The sequence below is a fragment of the Sphingobacterium sp. LZ7M1 genome (genome assembly GCF_024296865.1).
GTDB lineage: Bacteria > Bacteroidota > Bacteroidia > Sphingobacteriales > Sphingobacteriaceae > Sphingobacterium.
Genome location: NZ_CP101134.1, coordinates 2222094 through 2237546, shown reverse-complemented (window position 1 = coordinate 2237546; position 15453 = coordinate 2222094). Strand labels below are relative to the sequence as shown.

Sequence of the window (15453 nt, the reverse complement as noted above, 5' to 3'; positions counted from 1 at the left end):
TTTGATAACAATGTTTTCAATAGGCTCTGCTAATTCGTTCCTTTTGCTAGGTTCGCTCTTTGGTTGATAGCTTACGCTTATTACCAAGAACATCAATAAAAACCACCTCATTTCTTAGCTCCTTTCCTTAGTTTTTGTTGTTGAGCAACACTATCAACACGGATTGCAGCACTATCCACTTTGGTGGCGGCTTCGTTAACCCTATCAACTGCAGGTGTGACCTGTTTCCTTACTTCCTCGATCATCTGTTGGTATAGCCTGTCCTGCATCTGGATCATCTTGTCGTTCTGACTGTCGCCCCTATCGGTTACCCAATAGAGGACAAACCAGAATACCGACACCACAACCATCAATGCATAGGTAACAGGATGGCTAACTATCTGCATGAAAGTTGGCTGTTTGCTACCTTTTGGTTGTGACTGTTGCTCTTTTTCTAACTCATTCATCCCCTTACTAACTGAAATATAAATCCGCTTCTGCTTTTCTTCTCCTTACCAATCCTGCAAACACCTTTCCCCCGGCCTTGTTCCATTTTGCGAACTCATCACGGATTGAAGGATCGTTTGGGTTTACATTGAGCTTTTTTAATAGTGTAGATTTGCTGAGATTTGTCGCACCCAGATTGAAGGTAAAGCTCACCAAGGCATCGAACTGGTCCTGTGTCAACTGCACACGTACGAGCCTGTTTACATCGTTCTCGTACCCCTTCAAGATCTCCTGCAGCATGCATGTGGCCTGATGTTCCGTCAATGGCCTGTCCTGCATCGTTACCTTACGCCTATCAGGCAAATAATATGTGAAACCATATCCAATGGTAGGAATACCAATCGGGTCCCTGTAAGGCTTGGGATAGAATCCCTCAAAGCTCTTGATCAATGCCAATCCCTTTTCTCCTGTTTTCATTTTTTTTCCTATATTTAAACAACTGTTAGTTCTCATAGCAGTTTCGGTTTGGCCCAATGGAATGCGACCCGTTGGGCTTTTTGTTTTTATTCACTATCTTTAAGTCCCCATAAATTTTACCATAATTTAGATAGTGACCCAATAGCGTTTCCAGTTATTGGGTTTCGTTTTATTATCACTATATTTAAGAACATTTAATTCTATATACATTCATGACCCAATGGCAACCCTCCCGCTGTTGGGTTTTTTGTTTTTAATATGTACCTTCATAAAACCCTTCAATCCCAATTAGAAGGTTTTTCATTTTCTAGGCCCATCAGTTTATCTGTTGGGCTTTTTTGTTTACCATATTTCAATTAACTTTGGATAATCTAATAGGTAAATGAGTAGTTTTTGGAACCCAATGGTGTAGTGTCCGTTGGGTTTCTTGTTTTTATTTCCTATCTTAATCATCGCAACATGCAGACCTCTCAAAGGGTTTACATATCAGGTGGCCCCGTCTTTCCATAGACTGGGCCTTTTTTCTGTTTGCAACATTCACATTACCGTGATATATTTTTATATAATATTTTATATGTTTACGCATCGCGAATTTTTCGCTGACTAGGTAAGTGTTCTACCTGGGCCCTCTCTCCGAACAACAGCCCAGGAGTTCCTTACATTATGTTTCAATGCTAGTGGATATCGAAATCCACTGGCTTTTTCTTTGAATGTTTCCGCACTATCTATTTTATATCAGCCCCTACCGAAATAGTGGCTTGTTACTACCTGATGATCTTTAAAACCTTTGGATAAAACTCTGCAAACAGTTTGGCGTATCCTGAACTGTTCAAATGCAATCCATCCCAAGTATCAACACCAAGGCTTCTCAAAGTTATGGGAACTTCCTTGATGGAACTTATAATGGGTATACCTTCTTTTTCGGCAACTAATTCCATGGCGATGCAGTAATCTACTAAAGTCTTGTTAACTGAATTCTTAGTATATGTGTTATACCCACTATTATCTCTATTTGGTGGTGTGATGAAAATAATACTTGATTGTGGTTTGCTTGTTCTGATATAATCAATATAAACCCTCAATGCACCATAAAAAGTGAAATAGTTTAATCCTGTACCGTTAATATAATCAGTATGGAAATCTCCGATAGGTCGACTTAACCTAAAATCATTGGTTCCACAAAGGAGTGCATTAACATCTCCAATTGTCCAGGCAGACCTATTCTGGATTATACTTCCTGTTCCTTCAGTTGGAGCCGTCAACGCTGATCCAGGATATCCAAAGGAATAGAAGTTGGCAAAGTTTACCTTTTCTTTAAGTAGGACCTGCAATCCAGGATATGTGCCGGTGCCATCACCCTGCTTAACAAGGGAATCTCCAGCAATCATGAATGTATCAGGTGACTGCTTAATGCCTGTATCCACATTTCCCGACAATGGGATGTTCATTACGGCTCCAATGGTTGCCGGATTTGACCTGAAACTTTCATATGGACTCTTGTCAAAGGATATCATGATTGAATCCATGACCTTCATCGGATCGTTGGCGTGCTTGACAGTAACCTCAAAGGCTATGGCATTTGAAGGTACTGCAAGACCAATGGTCGAAAGGTCTGCATAGCTCCCGAAAGAGATCAACGCTCCGCTTGAATCAATGAACCTTCCCCATTTGTTCTCTGCAAAAGTGGTTACGCCTGTTACATATATACGTGGGTATTTGTAGTTTGTAAGTGGAACATAAGCCGTGTACCAACCATTAGACGTATTCAATGCCCCTGTGGTATTTGATATATACCTATTCTCCATAACCCCGAATTGCTTCATTGCCTCGGTAACAACAGCGGACTTATTGAACAGCTGAGGGTTCTTGATGGTGATATTGAAAGCGTATTCAGAAGTGGGTACGATAAAAGATTCGTTCCCGTTGGTCTTGAATGATGGCCTAACATATACCACGCCCGGTAAGGTTACAGGAACATTTGTATAAACAGAGTTTGATACCAACGGTCCGCTGACAACTCCAAGATAATTGAAGTCTTGATCAAACCCGACAACAGCAGGTTTAAGGCCATCTATCTCGCCTTTGTACATTAAAGGGTCTGGCCCCACATATTTTTGGAAAGGTCCGGTCTTATATGCTGGATCATAGACAAACTCCCCTGTCGATCCGATATAATAGCCGTTATCGAACCTAGATCCCACAACCTCCTTGGCGACAGGCTTAGAAACGAAAGCCTTAGAAAAATCATCGGCCATAAGTTCCGTTCTCTTGGACGCCCTTTTGTTGTAAATCTTATTTCCGTCAGGAGCCTTTTTGTTTCCGGGCAACACATCGCCGTCAGCAAGTGAGTCCGGCAACGCCCCCATGTCCTTCAGGACCCAAGAAGTTCCGCTCCAATAGGATTTCCAACGTCTGTCAGCACTGGCCTCTACAGGACCACTACCGAAGTCATACCATTTACCGCTAGATACTTCTGCTGTTCTCTGTTCTCCTGCAGGACCATTGGCCACGACAAGGGCAGTAGCAGAGCTGTCTCCTCCTACTAGGGGTTCTAGTTCTATACCGGTAATGTTCAAAAACTCTTTGGCCTTGTTCCATTGTGATGCTAATGCTTCACCGTTTTCATCGGCCATCAAAAACCAATCTTCTCCTTTTATGACTTCCGCTATCCCCATTCCAAAGGGGAACTTCACTTTATCCTCTTCACCTGCCATACTAATTTATTTTAAATCTTTTCTACACTACTTCCACTCTCACTAATCTCCCTGATTCAAAAAACCAATCTTCTATGGTGTCATCAGCTAATTTTATTCGTTTGGTAACATTCAAACCCAGTTCCCCATTAATTTCTAGGGATGTAGTTTTTATTGAGTTATGTTCAACATTGTCAGTAGTTTTTAATCCCTGATCAAATGTCGAATCATAGGATCTACCATCCCATTTATCGGAATCTCCTACTTTACACTTTACTCCATTTATATAGACATATCCACCATTGCTATGCAGATAAATCTCTCCGGGGACTTCATCGTTTGGATTCACATAAAATTCAGGTATTGCCAATAAATGGGTATTCCTGGTACCCCTCACCTTCAACGGTAAAGTAGATTCATTGCCACGCTGCAAGGTCTTATCCAAAGTCGAATCACTTGATTTTACATAGCTTTGGGCATTTACCCATGACTGGGATGCTCCCGAACTTACGTTGCTATTGGCTTTATTGGAATTGCTTGAAATACTGTTTTCTCCATAATCATTTCCACCATCCGGCAATTCGTGATCTACATATTGGCAGATTGTACCTCCAAACCTATGCTCCTTTGATTGGATGTCACCAGCTTTGATAAACCATTTGGTATTTGGATAATCTCCTAACTGAATTACTCCATTTAGGTTAATTGGATAAGTACTCAATCCTCCGTCCATCAACTTCTTTGGTTTTAAATACCGCCTTTGAATAGACTTGGCTAGTGTTAAACCAATTGGACATATTTGAAGGGAATTGTCCCGAGTAATCCACTTATCAACGACTTTGCCACCTACACTAATAATTGACAGATGATCATTGTTCTCTTCATCACCGAGTAATACTGTAACATCATCAAGTTTATCAAAATAGTCTCCATCCTGAATGTATTCGTATAACCTTCCTATCCCAATATCCTTATTGGCTATTTTGGTTATCTGGACATCAGCTATCTTGATCTCGGGATTAAATTCACCTTTATAAAAGGTCATTAATTGCCCATGGTTTTCTGACCACTCTTCATAACCTAGCTTTTCGTTTTCAGTATCATATGTTGTAGAGATCATTGCATAAGCAAATTTATCTTTATCGTACATAGGTGATCCCGTAGCACCAGTTCTAAGCATTTTAAATGCGGAGCCAACAAATTTTATTGTAATTTCTCCATCATCAGGAAGGCCTTCACTTTTGATATTAACTTTTGAAAAGTCAGAAAAATTTCCTGCAGGAGTAGGATTATGTCCAGTGGAGTAGTTTGTATTAAAATGCCAAACAATACTGTTTTCTTTTTTCTTCCAAGAACCTATTGGATTAGCGGACATATAGTTAATGTCAGACCATCCTTTTTCATCCTCATGATTTACTAGGTAGTAAACAGAATCTTTTGTTTTCAATTCCACCACTATAGTTACATAGTTGTATCTATTGGCATTCGAAGAAAACTCTTTAATACTTTGCCACCATGACATTCTAAGCACATCGCCTTCTAGCATACTTATTCTTACTGGCCTAATCCAGTTGAATGAATTAAACTCATTTGGAGTGGCCATTTGAAGAAAATTACCAAATGGTTGACCACTAGCAAACTGGCCGAGATCGATTGTAATACCCCATTTAGAACTCTCTCTTACCCATCCATCAGGAGTATATGTTGGTGACATAGGGACATTTGGCCCTTCAAATTTTCCATTTCGAATAAGATTCGTGAGGTTGTCTCCTTCAGCTTTGTATCTATACTGATATCCTACACTAACACTTTTTAAGGTTTTGTCTATATACCTGGTATTTCCAGAAGCCTTGTAATTAATTTCGTCATGTTCACATGGAATAATAGAATCTTGACTCTTTTCGAACCTGTTTAAATAATTACCATCAAAATCATACTCGAAATAATCTTGCTCAATCCTATGTTTATCTAATGACTCAAAAACCCATTTCCCATTTTCTTGAGAAACCCTGGAATCAAATAATAAGGCAATATTGTTGAGAACATCCCATGATGACAACGTACCATCGGTATAATCGTAATACTTCTTCCCTTCATCATTCTGATTGTCTTTATTGATTGTGGTTTCTGGATTTACCCAAACCCTAACATCATGGGTTGATATTGCGAGTGGATCTAAATTTTGATCATAATTTGGTGTATAGAAGTAGCCTGTTATGGCAGCTACTGGATCAGGGGTATATTGAGGATTTAGTTTTATACCTTTACCCCAAGAAGGATTTGAAAGATCAATTTCCTCTATGATTGCATTGACATATTTGTTTCCATCGATTTCTTTGAAATAAAGATAATTTCCAATTACAATCAATTCATCAAAAAAAACAAATTGAGGACTGTAAATAAATCCGTTTTCTACTTTGTCGATAACGAAAATTGAGTCTGTTCCGTTAACCTCAATCGGCAACCGATCCACAAGTGAAAGGATGTTTAATTCCAATCCTGTTTTCTTGAGACATTCCTTAACAGCAAACAATAGCGATTTTTCATAGTTTTCATCTACAGTGCCATAATTTACCCCACTTGGATCAATAAATTTTAACCCCTTTAACCGTGTTAAACCATCAAAAGCTTTGATATCTAAATACCTAACTCCATTAGTATCATCCTCTCCAAAGCTTTCGGGGGTCAAGAAACCTATCCAGTCTACCTCATTATTTATCAAATGAATAATCTGAAACTCACTATCGTTGGCTGTAAATATATCGTCCATTCCAAAATTTTCATCTCCGATCAACTGCAATGAAGCATGGGTTGGATAAATTTCGCCCAACAGGTTCTCTTCGTTATTTAATAATGATTTTTCAAATGGAATTGGTCCAGCATCAACAAATGTTGCCGGACCTAGATAGTCTTTCTTTCGAATGGATAACCTAGCAGTATCCCCTACCTCGTTTATACAATAGTTATGAAAATAAATTTCCCCGTACATCACTCATCCTACCCTTTACCAAACTTCTTTTCAAACCTAGTAGCTTTGTTATAAGACCACTTAGTCACGTTATTACGTGTTTGACCTTCTATATTAAGGTCTAAAGATAACCGATTTTTTCCCATAAAACTATTATTTTGGCTAGAATTGCTAAAATTTTTAGCTACACGTGGAGTAAAATCATTTATAGATGGAATTTCGCCTGACTGAAGTGATCTTAAATTATCCACTCCTATTCTCTTGGTGCTTTCTGCATCAAATACAAACTCCTTACCATGAACAATTCCAGCAGGTTTATTAGGGGACATGTTCCCAGTGTATCCACCTGAAGAAAACCCAACTCCCGGTAATATTGTCGAAATTGCAGTTGATGCTCCCCCTGTGAATATTGCACTAAATAATTTTATTGCAGCAAGTCTACTGAATTGCTGAATAAGTGATGAAACCAGAGATTTAAACAATGATTCCATTCCGGATTTAAAGGATTGCCCCTCTACCAACATGTTTGAGAAAGCATCGCCAACACCACTAGAGAATTGATCATAAACGGTTTTTAGAGCGTTAATACTGTCCTGCTGATTTAGGAGGCTATCCTGAACTGCTTTGAATTGTTCTACTGAAATAGCACCTGCTTGAAACTTTCTAACGTTCTCATCTAATAATATATTAGATTTTTCAAGAGCTTTATTAAATAGACCTCTGGAGTCAACCATTGCCAATCGCATTCGTTGCTCCTCTTTATAAATTTGCTCCGCTTTGTCAAAGTACTCCTTCTGAAGTTTATCCTGTCTACCATCAGCGTCAATATTTGTAACGCCTATTGAAACCTGGCCCCGAAGACTTTTTTCTAGATCAGCCGCTAAGTTTTTGTATTCAGAATTAAGTATCCTTAATGACCTTTGAGAAGCTGATTCATCAAATTTACGTGAGAATACCAAATCAACATTGATATTATCTTGAGCTATTTTTTTGGTGGCATCTGCAATTTTAATTGCAGTATCCTTTGTTTTCTTTTCTTGATCTGAAAGAGACTTTTTAACCATTTTATCAATAGCCAAAATAGTCTCAGCTTTATTGTTTATCTCTAACTGTTTTATTGCCTCAGAGGCATTGGAAGAAATCTTTACATTTTCATAAATATTTCTTTTCCATCCTTCATATTTTTGGTTTATTTCTTCAATTGTTTTCTGGATTCCCGAAACTTCTCTTTTGTTTAGACTATCATAGGAATTTAACAGTGTTTTTTCAAGTAATTCCTGTTCTCTAGCAATGTCTTTTGCTAGTTTTTCTCTTTCTCTCTGTGCTTTTTTTGCATCTGAATCAGATCCTCCAGGTGTTGTACCAGATTTTTTTACAACATCCATACCTCCTTGTGACCTATAAACCTTAATAGCCTCCGATAATGCCGCTATATAATAATTTACAGATCTACCTAATTCATCATACTTTGCCATTGCCTGATTGACAGATAAGCCATCAGATGCAGAGGTTTTATAAAAGTTATTGTATTTCTCCCTAGCCTTTTTTAATAGTATTCCTAATTCACCAATATTCTTTTTTTGCTCATTAAGGGACTTACCACTTATTCCAAAGTTTTGAATATATTTTTCACCCGTGGACATTCCCCTTTGATCTGTGTAATTCTTGTCCCAAAACCTTTTCCAGAAAGCAGAAAAATCCTGTGAATTAAGTAATATAGTAATTTCACGAATCATTTCAGCGAATCCATCAGTTACTTCTGTAAAGAATGTTTTTGCTCTTTTTGAATCCCAAAGCATGTCAAAGGCTGTATTCAATCTATTGACAGATGCTTGCATGGAAACAATCTTTTCGGTTTTGTCATTACCAAATGAAATGTCTAATTGTTTAGCGAACTTTGGTAGGAAGTCCTCAGAAATGACCTGTCCTTTTTCAAGCATCTTATTGAGCTGAGCTTCTGTAACCCCCATTGCTTTTGCAGCTAATGCAAATGCTCCTGGCAATCGTTCTCCTAACTGCCCCCTGAGCTCCTCGGCCTGAACTTTTCCTTTGGACATCATTTGAGACATTGCGAGAAAGGTGCCCTGTACTTGTTCGTTGGAGAGCTTTAGTCTCCCCGCGGCATTAGCTACGGATTCAAATATCTTTCTGGATTCTGAACCGGTTAAATTGGCAAACTTGGCAGATCCTTGCCACGTCTTAAAAGATTGTGCGGTGGACATAAAATCTAAGCCTAATCTATCGGCTGTTTCTCTCAGGAACTTAAGGTTTGTATCAAATGCAATGGAACTACCCGAAACCTCTCTTAAGGAAACATTAAGCGCATCAAGTTTAAGGTTGGTATTGAATGACTCTCTCATTCCAGAAACCGCTAGGGCCACAATTCCTGCTGCAGTTGTAAATTCTGTCAGATATGGAATGGCACCCGAAATGGCACTGGTATAATTACCGACATTGCGCTGATGGTTTCCCATTGCGCGATCAAACTCTTTTAATTTACTGTTTAGCTTGGTATATTCGGCTATCTGAGCTCGGACTGCTTTATTCTTAAGATTAAATCCATTAGCATTTTCCCGAATAGATTTACCTAAAGCTGTTAATCTTTGTTGTGCTTCGCGATAAGAACCTGAAGCTGCTGTAGTTGCTTGTTGATTCTTTCTTTTTTCAAGTGTTAATGCAGCTAATTCTTTCTTTAACCTCTGAAGCTCTGTTCTTTCAGACTCAGTAGCCTTCCTTTGCTTCTCTGTAGCAGTTTTAGCCTGTTCAGTTGCGTTTTTACTTTCGTTTAAGGCTTTGGTCTTTTCTTTGATCTGATTGCTTAAATCAACCGAAACCGCCTTTAACCTTTCAACCTCTGATTTGTACTTTGCAACGCCTTCCTTTGCATGGTCTATTACAGAAGTTCCATTATTTATTGACTGGAAGTATTTATCCAATGAAACACCACCAAAAGAATTTTTTATGTTTTCGGCAATCTCCTTGGTAGACTTGCCCATTTTATCAAATCTTTGCTCAATAGCGGAAATATGTCTATCTCCCCTATTTACAAAGTCTTCTATACTCTTTTCTGCAACACTTAAACCTTTGGAAAGCTGGTCTAATTTAGCTCTTATTTCTACACTTAAAACTGCATCTGCCATCCTTACCCTCCTGTAATCTTCTTAATTGCATCTAGTGCAGCACTTTTCTTTTCATCTGACCAATTATCAATATTAACTGTGTTATTTTTTTCTTGATCTAGGTCGGATTCATCTATGGGCCACCATGACTCTTTAGTTTTAGGCAAATCCTTTGGATCTGCATAACCCTTTATTATGTGCCAAGAAATTTCTCTAACATTCTTTTGAGCCTTACGCTCCTTTTTTAGGAACCCCTTATACATCAGGCCGAATTCGTAAGGTGTCAGGCTATAATATTCAATAGGCAATAAGCCCATCTCCCCAAATGCGATCTCTTTTATCTCTTCGTAGGTAATCTCCTTGTTTTCGGAATCTTCTTGGTCTTTTTTTTTGACTCTTCACCCTTCAAGTCATCACCAACGTTTTTAAGGATATCTAAGGCTTGGTCTACAACATTGAACAGTTTGGACCCTGCTTTACTTTCCTCAAACACTTTAAGTACTTCATTAATGTTACTGTCTGATTTTTCAACATCAAAAAAGTGATCTTCAAGTTTAACCATTAGGTCCCCATATGTCATTTCAGGATATAAAGAATCAATTGCACATTGGTTAAGATACCCTGCCCAAGCAACATCGCATGCATATTTATTTGTTCCCATATATGAAGAAACAAGTTTTTGCATCTCTTCAAATGCCACCATTCCGAAATAAAGGGGGATTCTTTCACCCCCTATACTCAATACAATCCTCATAACATTAAATTAAGGAGTTACCGGTTCTGTGGTAGCTAACACTCCAGTTCCTTGGACGGTCAGCGAAAATGTATAAGCTTCATTGTTTCCTGCTGTTGAGTCCAATTGGCTTATCCATCCAAAACCGTAGTCAACTTCTGTAGATCCAACTTTCGCCATTTTCCATTCAGCATCTTCCCCTGAAGCCCACATGTCTTTTAAGTCATTCAATGAAACCTCCGAAGCTTGCAAAGTGTCATCAACTGCATTCCCTTCTCCGGAAAAGCTCCAGTTTTTTTCACCTGATTTAGATTCTTGGAAACCATCGCTACATTTTGTAGAAGATGTGATTGCGTCAGCCCCTCTACTCACTCCATTACTTGAAAGACATGCAATTGTTTTCCATGTCTCATCAGCGGCCCTTTTAACAAATAAAAGGTATTCCTTTCCATTCTGCATTCTTAACGCCATATCACTTTATTTTAATTATCAAATATGATTTACTTTATGCTGTATTGTAATAATCTTGGTTATTATTCTCTCACTGCTAGATTCACCAATCAAATCCCTTTCGGTAATCTTTTTTGTATCCCAGATATTAAGACTTGGTATGCTCAATCCTGTAGATCCAGGATATGGTATTGCTAGGCCCAATAAAGAGTCAGCAATCATTTCAACATCTTTTTTAGTCCCAGATCCTAATGGGTATTTAGCTATTATATTGAATGAGATAAGGTCTATTGTTGAAAAACCGCATTTAAGGCTGTCATCTGTTGAAGTCTGGCCGGACACAACAATATAAAATTGTGAAAGGTCATCTGGATCAGCGATTTCATCATATACAAATACCGTTTTGTCCTTGTAGGAAAGTGAACTCAATAAAGTCATATAACCAACCCTCAGCTCGTAACCAACATTTCTCATCTTTTCAATACTGCTCTAACTTTATCAACAAATAACGGAGTAAATGATATCCATGCAGGGAAAAGATAACTATGGACCCTTGTTTTCCCCTTTCCGTTTATATAATATTTTCTTGCTGCATCCTGCCATTCTTTGGGCAACATATTCACATAATACCCGGCATTTAACCCGGTCCCAAATTCCAAATAAACCGGCATGTTCCTCATCATTGGAGGACCTGGCATTGAGTTTACCAATATGGCGAAACCATAACCGTTTTTGTTTGAAACTATCTTACCATTGATCAAGCCGTCGATCATAGGAGGCGCATTCATTTTAGCCCTGAATTCAATGTCTAAACCAGTATCTCTAACTACTTCGCGTATTCCGTTTCGATAGGTTTTGGACTTCTTCTGAAGCATTAGTTTAACACTGTTAAGGCCCTTGATTGCCATATGACTTAACTATAATCTTATCTTCATTTTCAGGGGTAATGTACCTCGCAATATTATCGGCTAGAAACTTAAAGAACCTTCCCTGTATTTTTCCTTTTCCCTTTAATGTGGCACTAAAAGAAAAAGGTTGCCAGGCTGTTTGATTCTCTCTGTAATCTGTGATCGTAACCCTTCCCTCACGTACATATAAATCTCCTACTTTAGCTACTCGGACACTGAATGCTTCTCCGGATACAGCTAATTCATAAAGAATTTCGTGACTTATGGAAGATGGCTTAAGCTCGTTTGAAATTGCAACCCCGTTTATATCAACTGAAAAAGTCTTCTTGCCGTTGACATGATTCCCCCAGTTACCTTCGCACCCTGATGATGTTTCAATTACCTCAGAAGAAATTCCTAGTTCATTGGAAACAATACAGGCAACGACACGCCAATCGGTATCAATAGTTCTTTTTATGAAAACCAAATAGTCATTACCTATCTCAAACATTACCCTACACTAACTATTAATTCAATGAACTTATCCTTAAATCTTTCGTTGTCTATTGTATGAATTGCAGTGGTTTTCCCTCTGAATTCAACCAACATATTACTTTCTATATTTTTATCATTTCTAAAACGGACCACAATTGAATAAACTTGCTTTAATCTGTCTTGAAATGTCTCGGCTACCCTAGATCCCTTGACCTGTTCAATTTCCGCCCATGTCGACCAATAAAGAACAGGTATAGTATCAGTTCCTCCCCCTTCATCCCTAATTTTTTCTAATCGGAATATCTTAATTCTTTCGGATCGTTTACCTGCCTCTCTCATAACAAAAGATTTCTTGAATATGGGTGGATGAGATTCTTCGCAGAATTACTCAAGGAACTAGATGACCTAACTGTTGAATTGTTGTTTACAGTAAAGTTTTCCCTGTTGTCATAATCAGTAAGAACCTGTTTTAATACGGCCAACTTTATATCTTGAGGTATTGTAATAAATCCTGCTTTATAGGTAATGTAATATGGTCCAGCTTGACCTATTTTGAGCTTATACTTTATTGATGCATCGAATTCTATTTGGTCCCCCGAATTGTTTGTTATACTCTCTACTTCAATAACAGGGGAAAAAGGAAGCCATAATGTCTTATCAGTATCAGAAGACACCTTAATCCGCTTTTCAATTATTGAAATGTTGGCAAAGTTCTCTAATGCAATACGAGATGATTTTATAAGGTCCTCGATCAATAAATCTTCACCTGTATAATCATTATCAATCCTGCAATATTCCTTTGCTTCAGCTAATGTTACCGGTTCTGCCCCTAATACTTCTAAAATCTCAATGTTTAACATTATCCCTTGAATTCTTTTGTCTTTCTAACCTCTTTTTGCTCTTTCTCTTCCACTTCCTGAGGAGACTCCAAAACTTCTACCAACCCTTTTGTTATATAGCGTTTTGCCGTTTGTAAATTCTCTTCCGTAAACACTTCCCCTGGATGGTAGAAACCTCCACAATGACATGTAGGCTTTTTACTGATCAATACTTTTGCTCTGAACTTATACATAATTCAAATTTTTGTAGCAGTTAGGGGAAACGATCCCCTAACGAGTACCATACTGCTAATAATTATTTTTGGATAAATCCCTTTTTCCTGAATGAATCAACCAATAAAGCTGATAATTGGAATTTTTCGCCCTCTTCGCGTCCTGGGAAAGTTTTTGTGGCAACAACTTCAACTGTTTTTCTTAGGTCCACTACTTTTTCTTCTTTTTTATCTGACATGATCTTGAGTTAAATTATTAATAATTCCCTGCCTTATGGAGCAGGGGTTAAAGCCGCAATGATGTTTGCAAAATCGTCATAAACGAATGCGCCATTATCAACTGATTTTACATAAGCGTGCAAACGTTGCTCAACAAGTACAGTACGCATGTTGTGAGAGAAGTCATCTCCATCCAGACCGATTTGAACTTGTTTACCTTTGTAGTAACGAATATGGAAACGAGACATGTCACCAACCAATACTTTACCAACTGGGATTTCATCGGATTCTACAATTGCTGTAGCTCCAACTCTTTGCCCATCTGAAGTGGTAAATGGAGGTAGAACATATTGCCCATTTGCTCCTTTTTTTAAATCCATATTAGCAGCATCAATTGGGTTAACAAAAGCCGCATTGGCACGGAATTTCATCGAACGGATTTGAGCAATTGCCGCACGGATAGCACCGAAACGGTCTGGATCTTCACCTTTAACGGAAGTTAAAGTATATGGAACAGCATAAAGGGTTAATCCTTTTGGTTCATCTCCTGTGCCAGTTCCTGTTAATAACTTAGCTGCCGTTTGCTCGTTAACCTCTTGGATACCATCTTTACGGATTTCTGCCGCCAAGAAAGGAATGTCATCCAATGCTTCAGTAGATACTCGGAAACGAACAGCAATCTTTTTAGCGTTTGAGGTCTCTTTAGAGATTTGGAAATCACGTAGAGGCTTCAAATCACCCTCACCGATGAACAACGCGTTACCTTCTGGATTTACTTTATTGATCCAGTGGATTACCGGACTTGAAGTACTTTGGGTATCTGCATAGTTCATTACATTTAATTCTGCTCTTGGAGCTTCATTTAAGCCTGATTCCACTACAGGATTAGGAACTAAATCACTAGCAGTTCCAACAAAAGCGCCAACTGTAATATCGGCTGCTGCTTTTGTAACTTCTAACCATCCGCCACTTTTAGCCAATTTAACAGATTCTAAATCTGACTCTTTCAGCAACTTTTCCAATGTCTCACCCTTTGCTTGTGAACCACCATTCTCAACACGTACAGTAAGATCATCCAAATGCTTTTGCATTTCTTTGGCTTCATCTTCTGCTTTTTTGATCTGTGCTTCCAAGTCTGCTGCCTTATCTTGAGCAGCCTTTAACGCAACTTCACTTGCGGTCACTCGGTTATCAAAACCTTTTACTTTTTCTTCTAAAACTTTATTTTCTTCCATCTCACTAAATCATTTACACGTGAAAATTTTATAGATATTTAATAATACTAGCTGCTAAGGGACTATCCTTGGTCAAGGAAGCCTTAATTTCATTTGCTTGCTTATACAGCTCATCAATTCTGCCATAAAGCATTTTGAATGTTTCATCTGTATATGAAGCTGATCTCATTGACTTGGTTATTTTATCCAATTGTTCTGAAATCTTTTCATAATTTTTTACTGAAACAATAGGAGTGTTTGAATTTGCTCCCCAAAACTGAAGGCTTGATCCTTCCATCAAGAAACTTTTCATTATGTAGTTGGCATCTGATTTTTCCTCCTCTACCTGTGGCATAAAGCCATGGGAATGTTCAGTGATCAAACCATCCTGAACCATTTTCAAGAAGTCCCGCCCATCTGTGTGGCTTCCGGCTTTGGATTCATAATACAACCCAAAATCATCTTCTTTTAATTCTAAAATCTTTGCTACTGCTTTGGTTCGGTTGTGGTCTAATAGGTGCTTGATTCTTGGGTGACTTGACTTAGGCCCATGTTTTAATATTGATTCTGCAAATGCTCCCTTAACAATGATGTCGCCATCACTATCCTTAGAACCGAATGCTGCGAAGTAACCAGTTACAATACCTTTTTCAACATCAACATCCTTAAACCCTTCTCCTATTTCCTTGGTTTGTAAACTTCCCACCATAATCAATCTCAC

Annotated in this window: 17 protein-coding genes; all 17 read right to left on the bottom strand. The window is 38.3% G+C overall.

The features are described from left to right. Positions 1–107: 107 nt before the first annotated feature. The 17 genes from NMK93_RS09585 to NMK93_RS09505 all read right to left on the bottom strand — a co-directional run bounded on the left by NMK93_RS09585 (position 108) and on the right by NMK93_RS09505 (position 15441). The gene (locus NMK93_RS09585; RefSeq protein WP_185216172.1) at positions 108–446 is read right to left on the bottom strand and encodes a hypothetical protein; all 339 of its coding nucleotides are present in this window, start codon (positions 444–446) and stop codon (positions 108–110) included. Between the two features lie 7 nt (positions 447–453). After that, positions 454–903: a lysozyme gene (locus NMK93_RS09580; RefSeq protein WP_254526996.1), complete on the bottom strand. Its 450-nt coding sequence runs from the start codon at positions 901–903 to the stop codon at positions 454–456. A 764-nt stretch (positions 904–1667) separates the two neighbouring features. Then, complete coding sequence (locus NMK93_RS09575) at positions 1668–3617, bottom strand: GDSL-type esterase/lipase family protein (RefSeq protein ID WP_254526995.1); 1950 nt, start codon at positions 3615–3617, stop codon at positions 1668–1670. Positions 3618–3639: 22 nt separating this feature from the next. Further along, positions 3640–6390, bottom strand: coding sequence for a hypothetical protein (locus tag NMK93_RS09570; RefSeq protein ID WP_254526994.1), 2751 nt, complete (start codon positions 6388–6390; stop codon positions 3640–3642). A gap of 203 nt (positions 6391–6593) precedes the next feature. Further along, the gene (locus NMK93_RS09565) at positions 6594–9704 is read right to left on the bottom strand and encodes a tape measure protein (RefSeq protein WP_254526993.1); all 3111 of its coding nucleotides are present in this window, start codon (positions 9702–9704) and stop codon (positions 6594–6596) included. Positions 9705–9706: 2 nt separating this feature from the next. After that, the gene (locus NMK93_RS09560) at positions 9707–9946 is read right to left on the bottom strand and encodes a hypothetical protein (protein ID WP_254771291.1); all 240 of its coding nucleotides are present in this window, start codon (positions 9944–9946) and stop codon (positions 9707–9709) included. A 74-nt stretch (positions 9947–10020) separates the two neighbouring features. Further along, positions 10021–10437 (bottom strand): hypothetical protein, encoded by a 417-nt coding sequence (locus NMK93_RS09555; RefSeq protein ID WP_254526991.1) that lies wholly within the window; start codon positions 10435–10437, stop codon positions 10021–10023. Between the two features lie 9 nt (positions 10438–10446). After that, entirely contained in the window at positions 10447–10887 is a 441-nt protein-coding gene (locus NMK93_RS09550) for a phage tail tube protein (protein WP_254526990.1), read from the bottom strand. A gap of 18 nt (positions 10888–10905) precedes the next feature. After that, positions 10906–11340 carry a hypothetical protein gene (locus tag NMK93_RS09545; RefSeq protein ID WP_254526989.1) on the bottom strand — a complete coding sequence of 145 codons (435 nt, stop codon included), beginning with the start codon at positions 11338–11340 and terminating at the stop codon, positions 10906–10908. Further along, positions 11337–11774 carry a hypothetical protein gene (locus tag NMK93_RS09540; RefSeq protein ID WP_254526988.1) on the bottom strand — a complete coding sequence of 146 codons (438 nt, stop codon included), beginning with the start codon at positions 11772–11774 and terminating at the stop codon, positions 11337–11339. Before NMK93_RS09540 ends, NMK93_RS09545 begins: the two co-directional genes overlap by 4 nt. Next, positions 11755–12264: a hypothetical protein gene (locus NMK93_RS09535; RefSeq protein WP_254526987.1), complete on the bottom strand. Its 510-nt coding sequence runs from the start codon at positions 12262–12264 to the stop codon at positions 11755–11757. Before NMK93_RS09535 ends, NMK93_RS09540 begins: the two co-directional genes overlap by 20 nt. Next, positions 12264–12587, bottom strand: a complete 324-nt coding sequence (locus NMK93_RS09530) for a phage head closure protein (RefSeq protein WP_254526986.1) — start codon at positions 12585–12587, stop codon at positions 12264–12266. Before NMK93_RS09530 ends, NMK93_RS09535 begins: the two co-directional genes overlap by 1 nt. After that, positions 12584–13108, bottom strand: a complete 525-nt coding sequence (locus NMK93_RS09525; protein WP_254526985.1) for a head-tail connector protein — start codon at positions 13106–13108, stop codon at positions 12584–12586. The genes NMK93_RS09530 and NMK93_RS09525 overlap by 4 nt, the downstream gene beginning before the upstream one ends. After that, positions 13108–13320: a hypothetical protein gene (locus tag NMK93_RS09520; RefSeq protein WP_254526984.1), complete on the bottom strand. Its 213-nt coding sequence runs from the start codon at positions 13318–13320 to the stop codon at positions 13108–13110. The genes NMK93_RS09525 and NMK93_RS09520 overlap by 1 nt, the downstream gene beginning before the upstream one ends. Before the next feature lie 62 nt (positions 13321–13382). Next, a complete protein-coding gene (locus NMK93_RS09515; RefSeq protein WP_254526983.1) occupies positions 13383–13538 on the bottom strand; it encodes a hypothetical protein in 156 nt (51 codons plus the stop codon). Positions 13539–13571: 33 nt separating this feature from the next. Then, positions 13572–14753: a phage major capsid protein gene (locus NMK93_RS09510; protein WP_254534179.1), complete on the bottom strand. Its 1182-nt coding sequence runs from the start codon at positions 14751–14753 to the stop codon at positions 13572–13574. Between the two features lie 28 nt (positions 14754–14781). Then, a complete protein-coding gene (locus NMK93_RS09505; protein ID WP_254526981.1) occupies positions 14782–15441 on the bottom strand; it encodes an HK97 family phage prohead protease in 660 nt (219 codons plus the stop codon). Positions 15442–15453 lie beyond the last annotated feature (12 nt).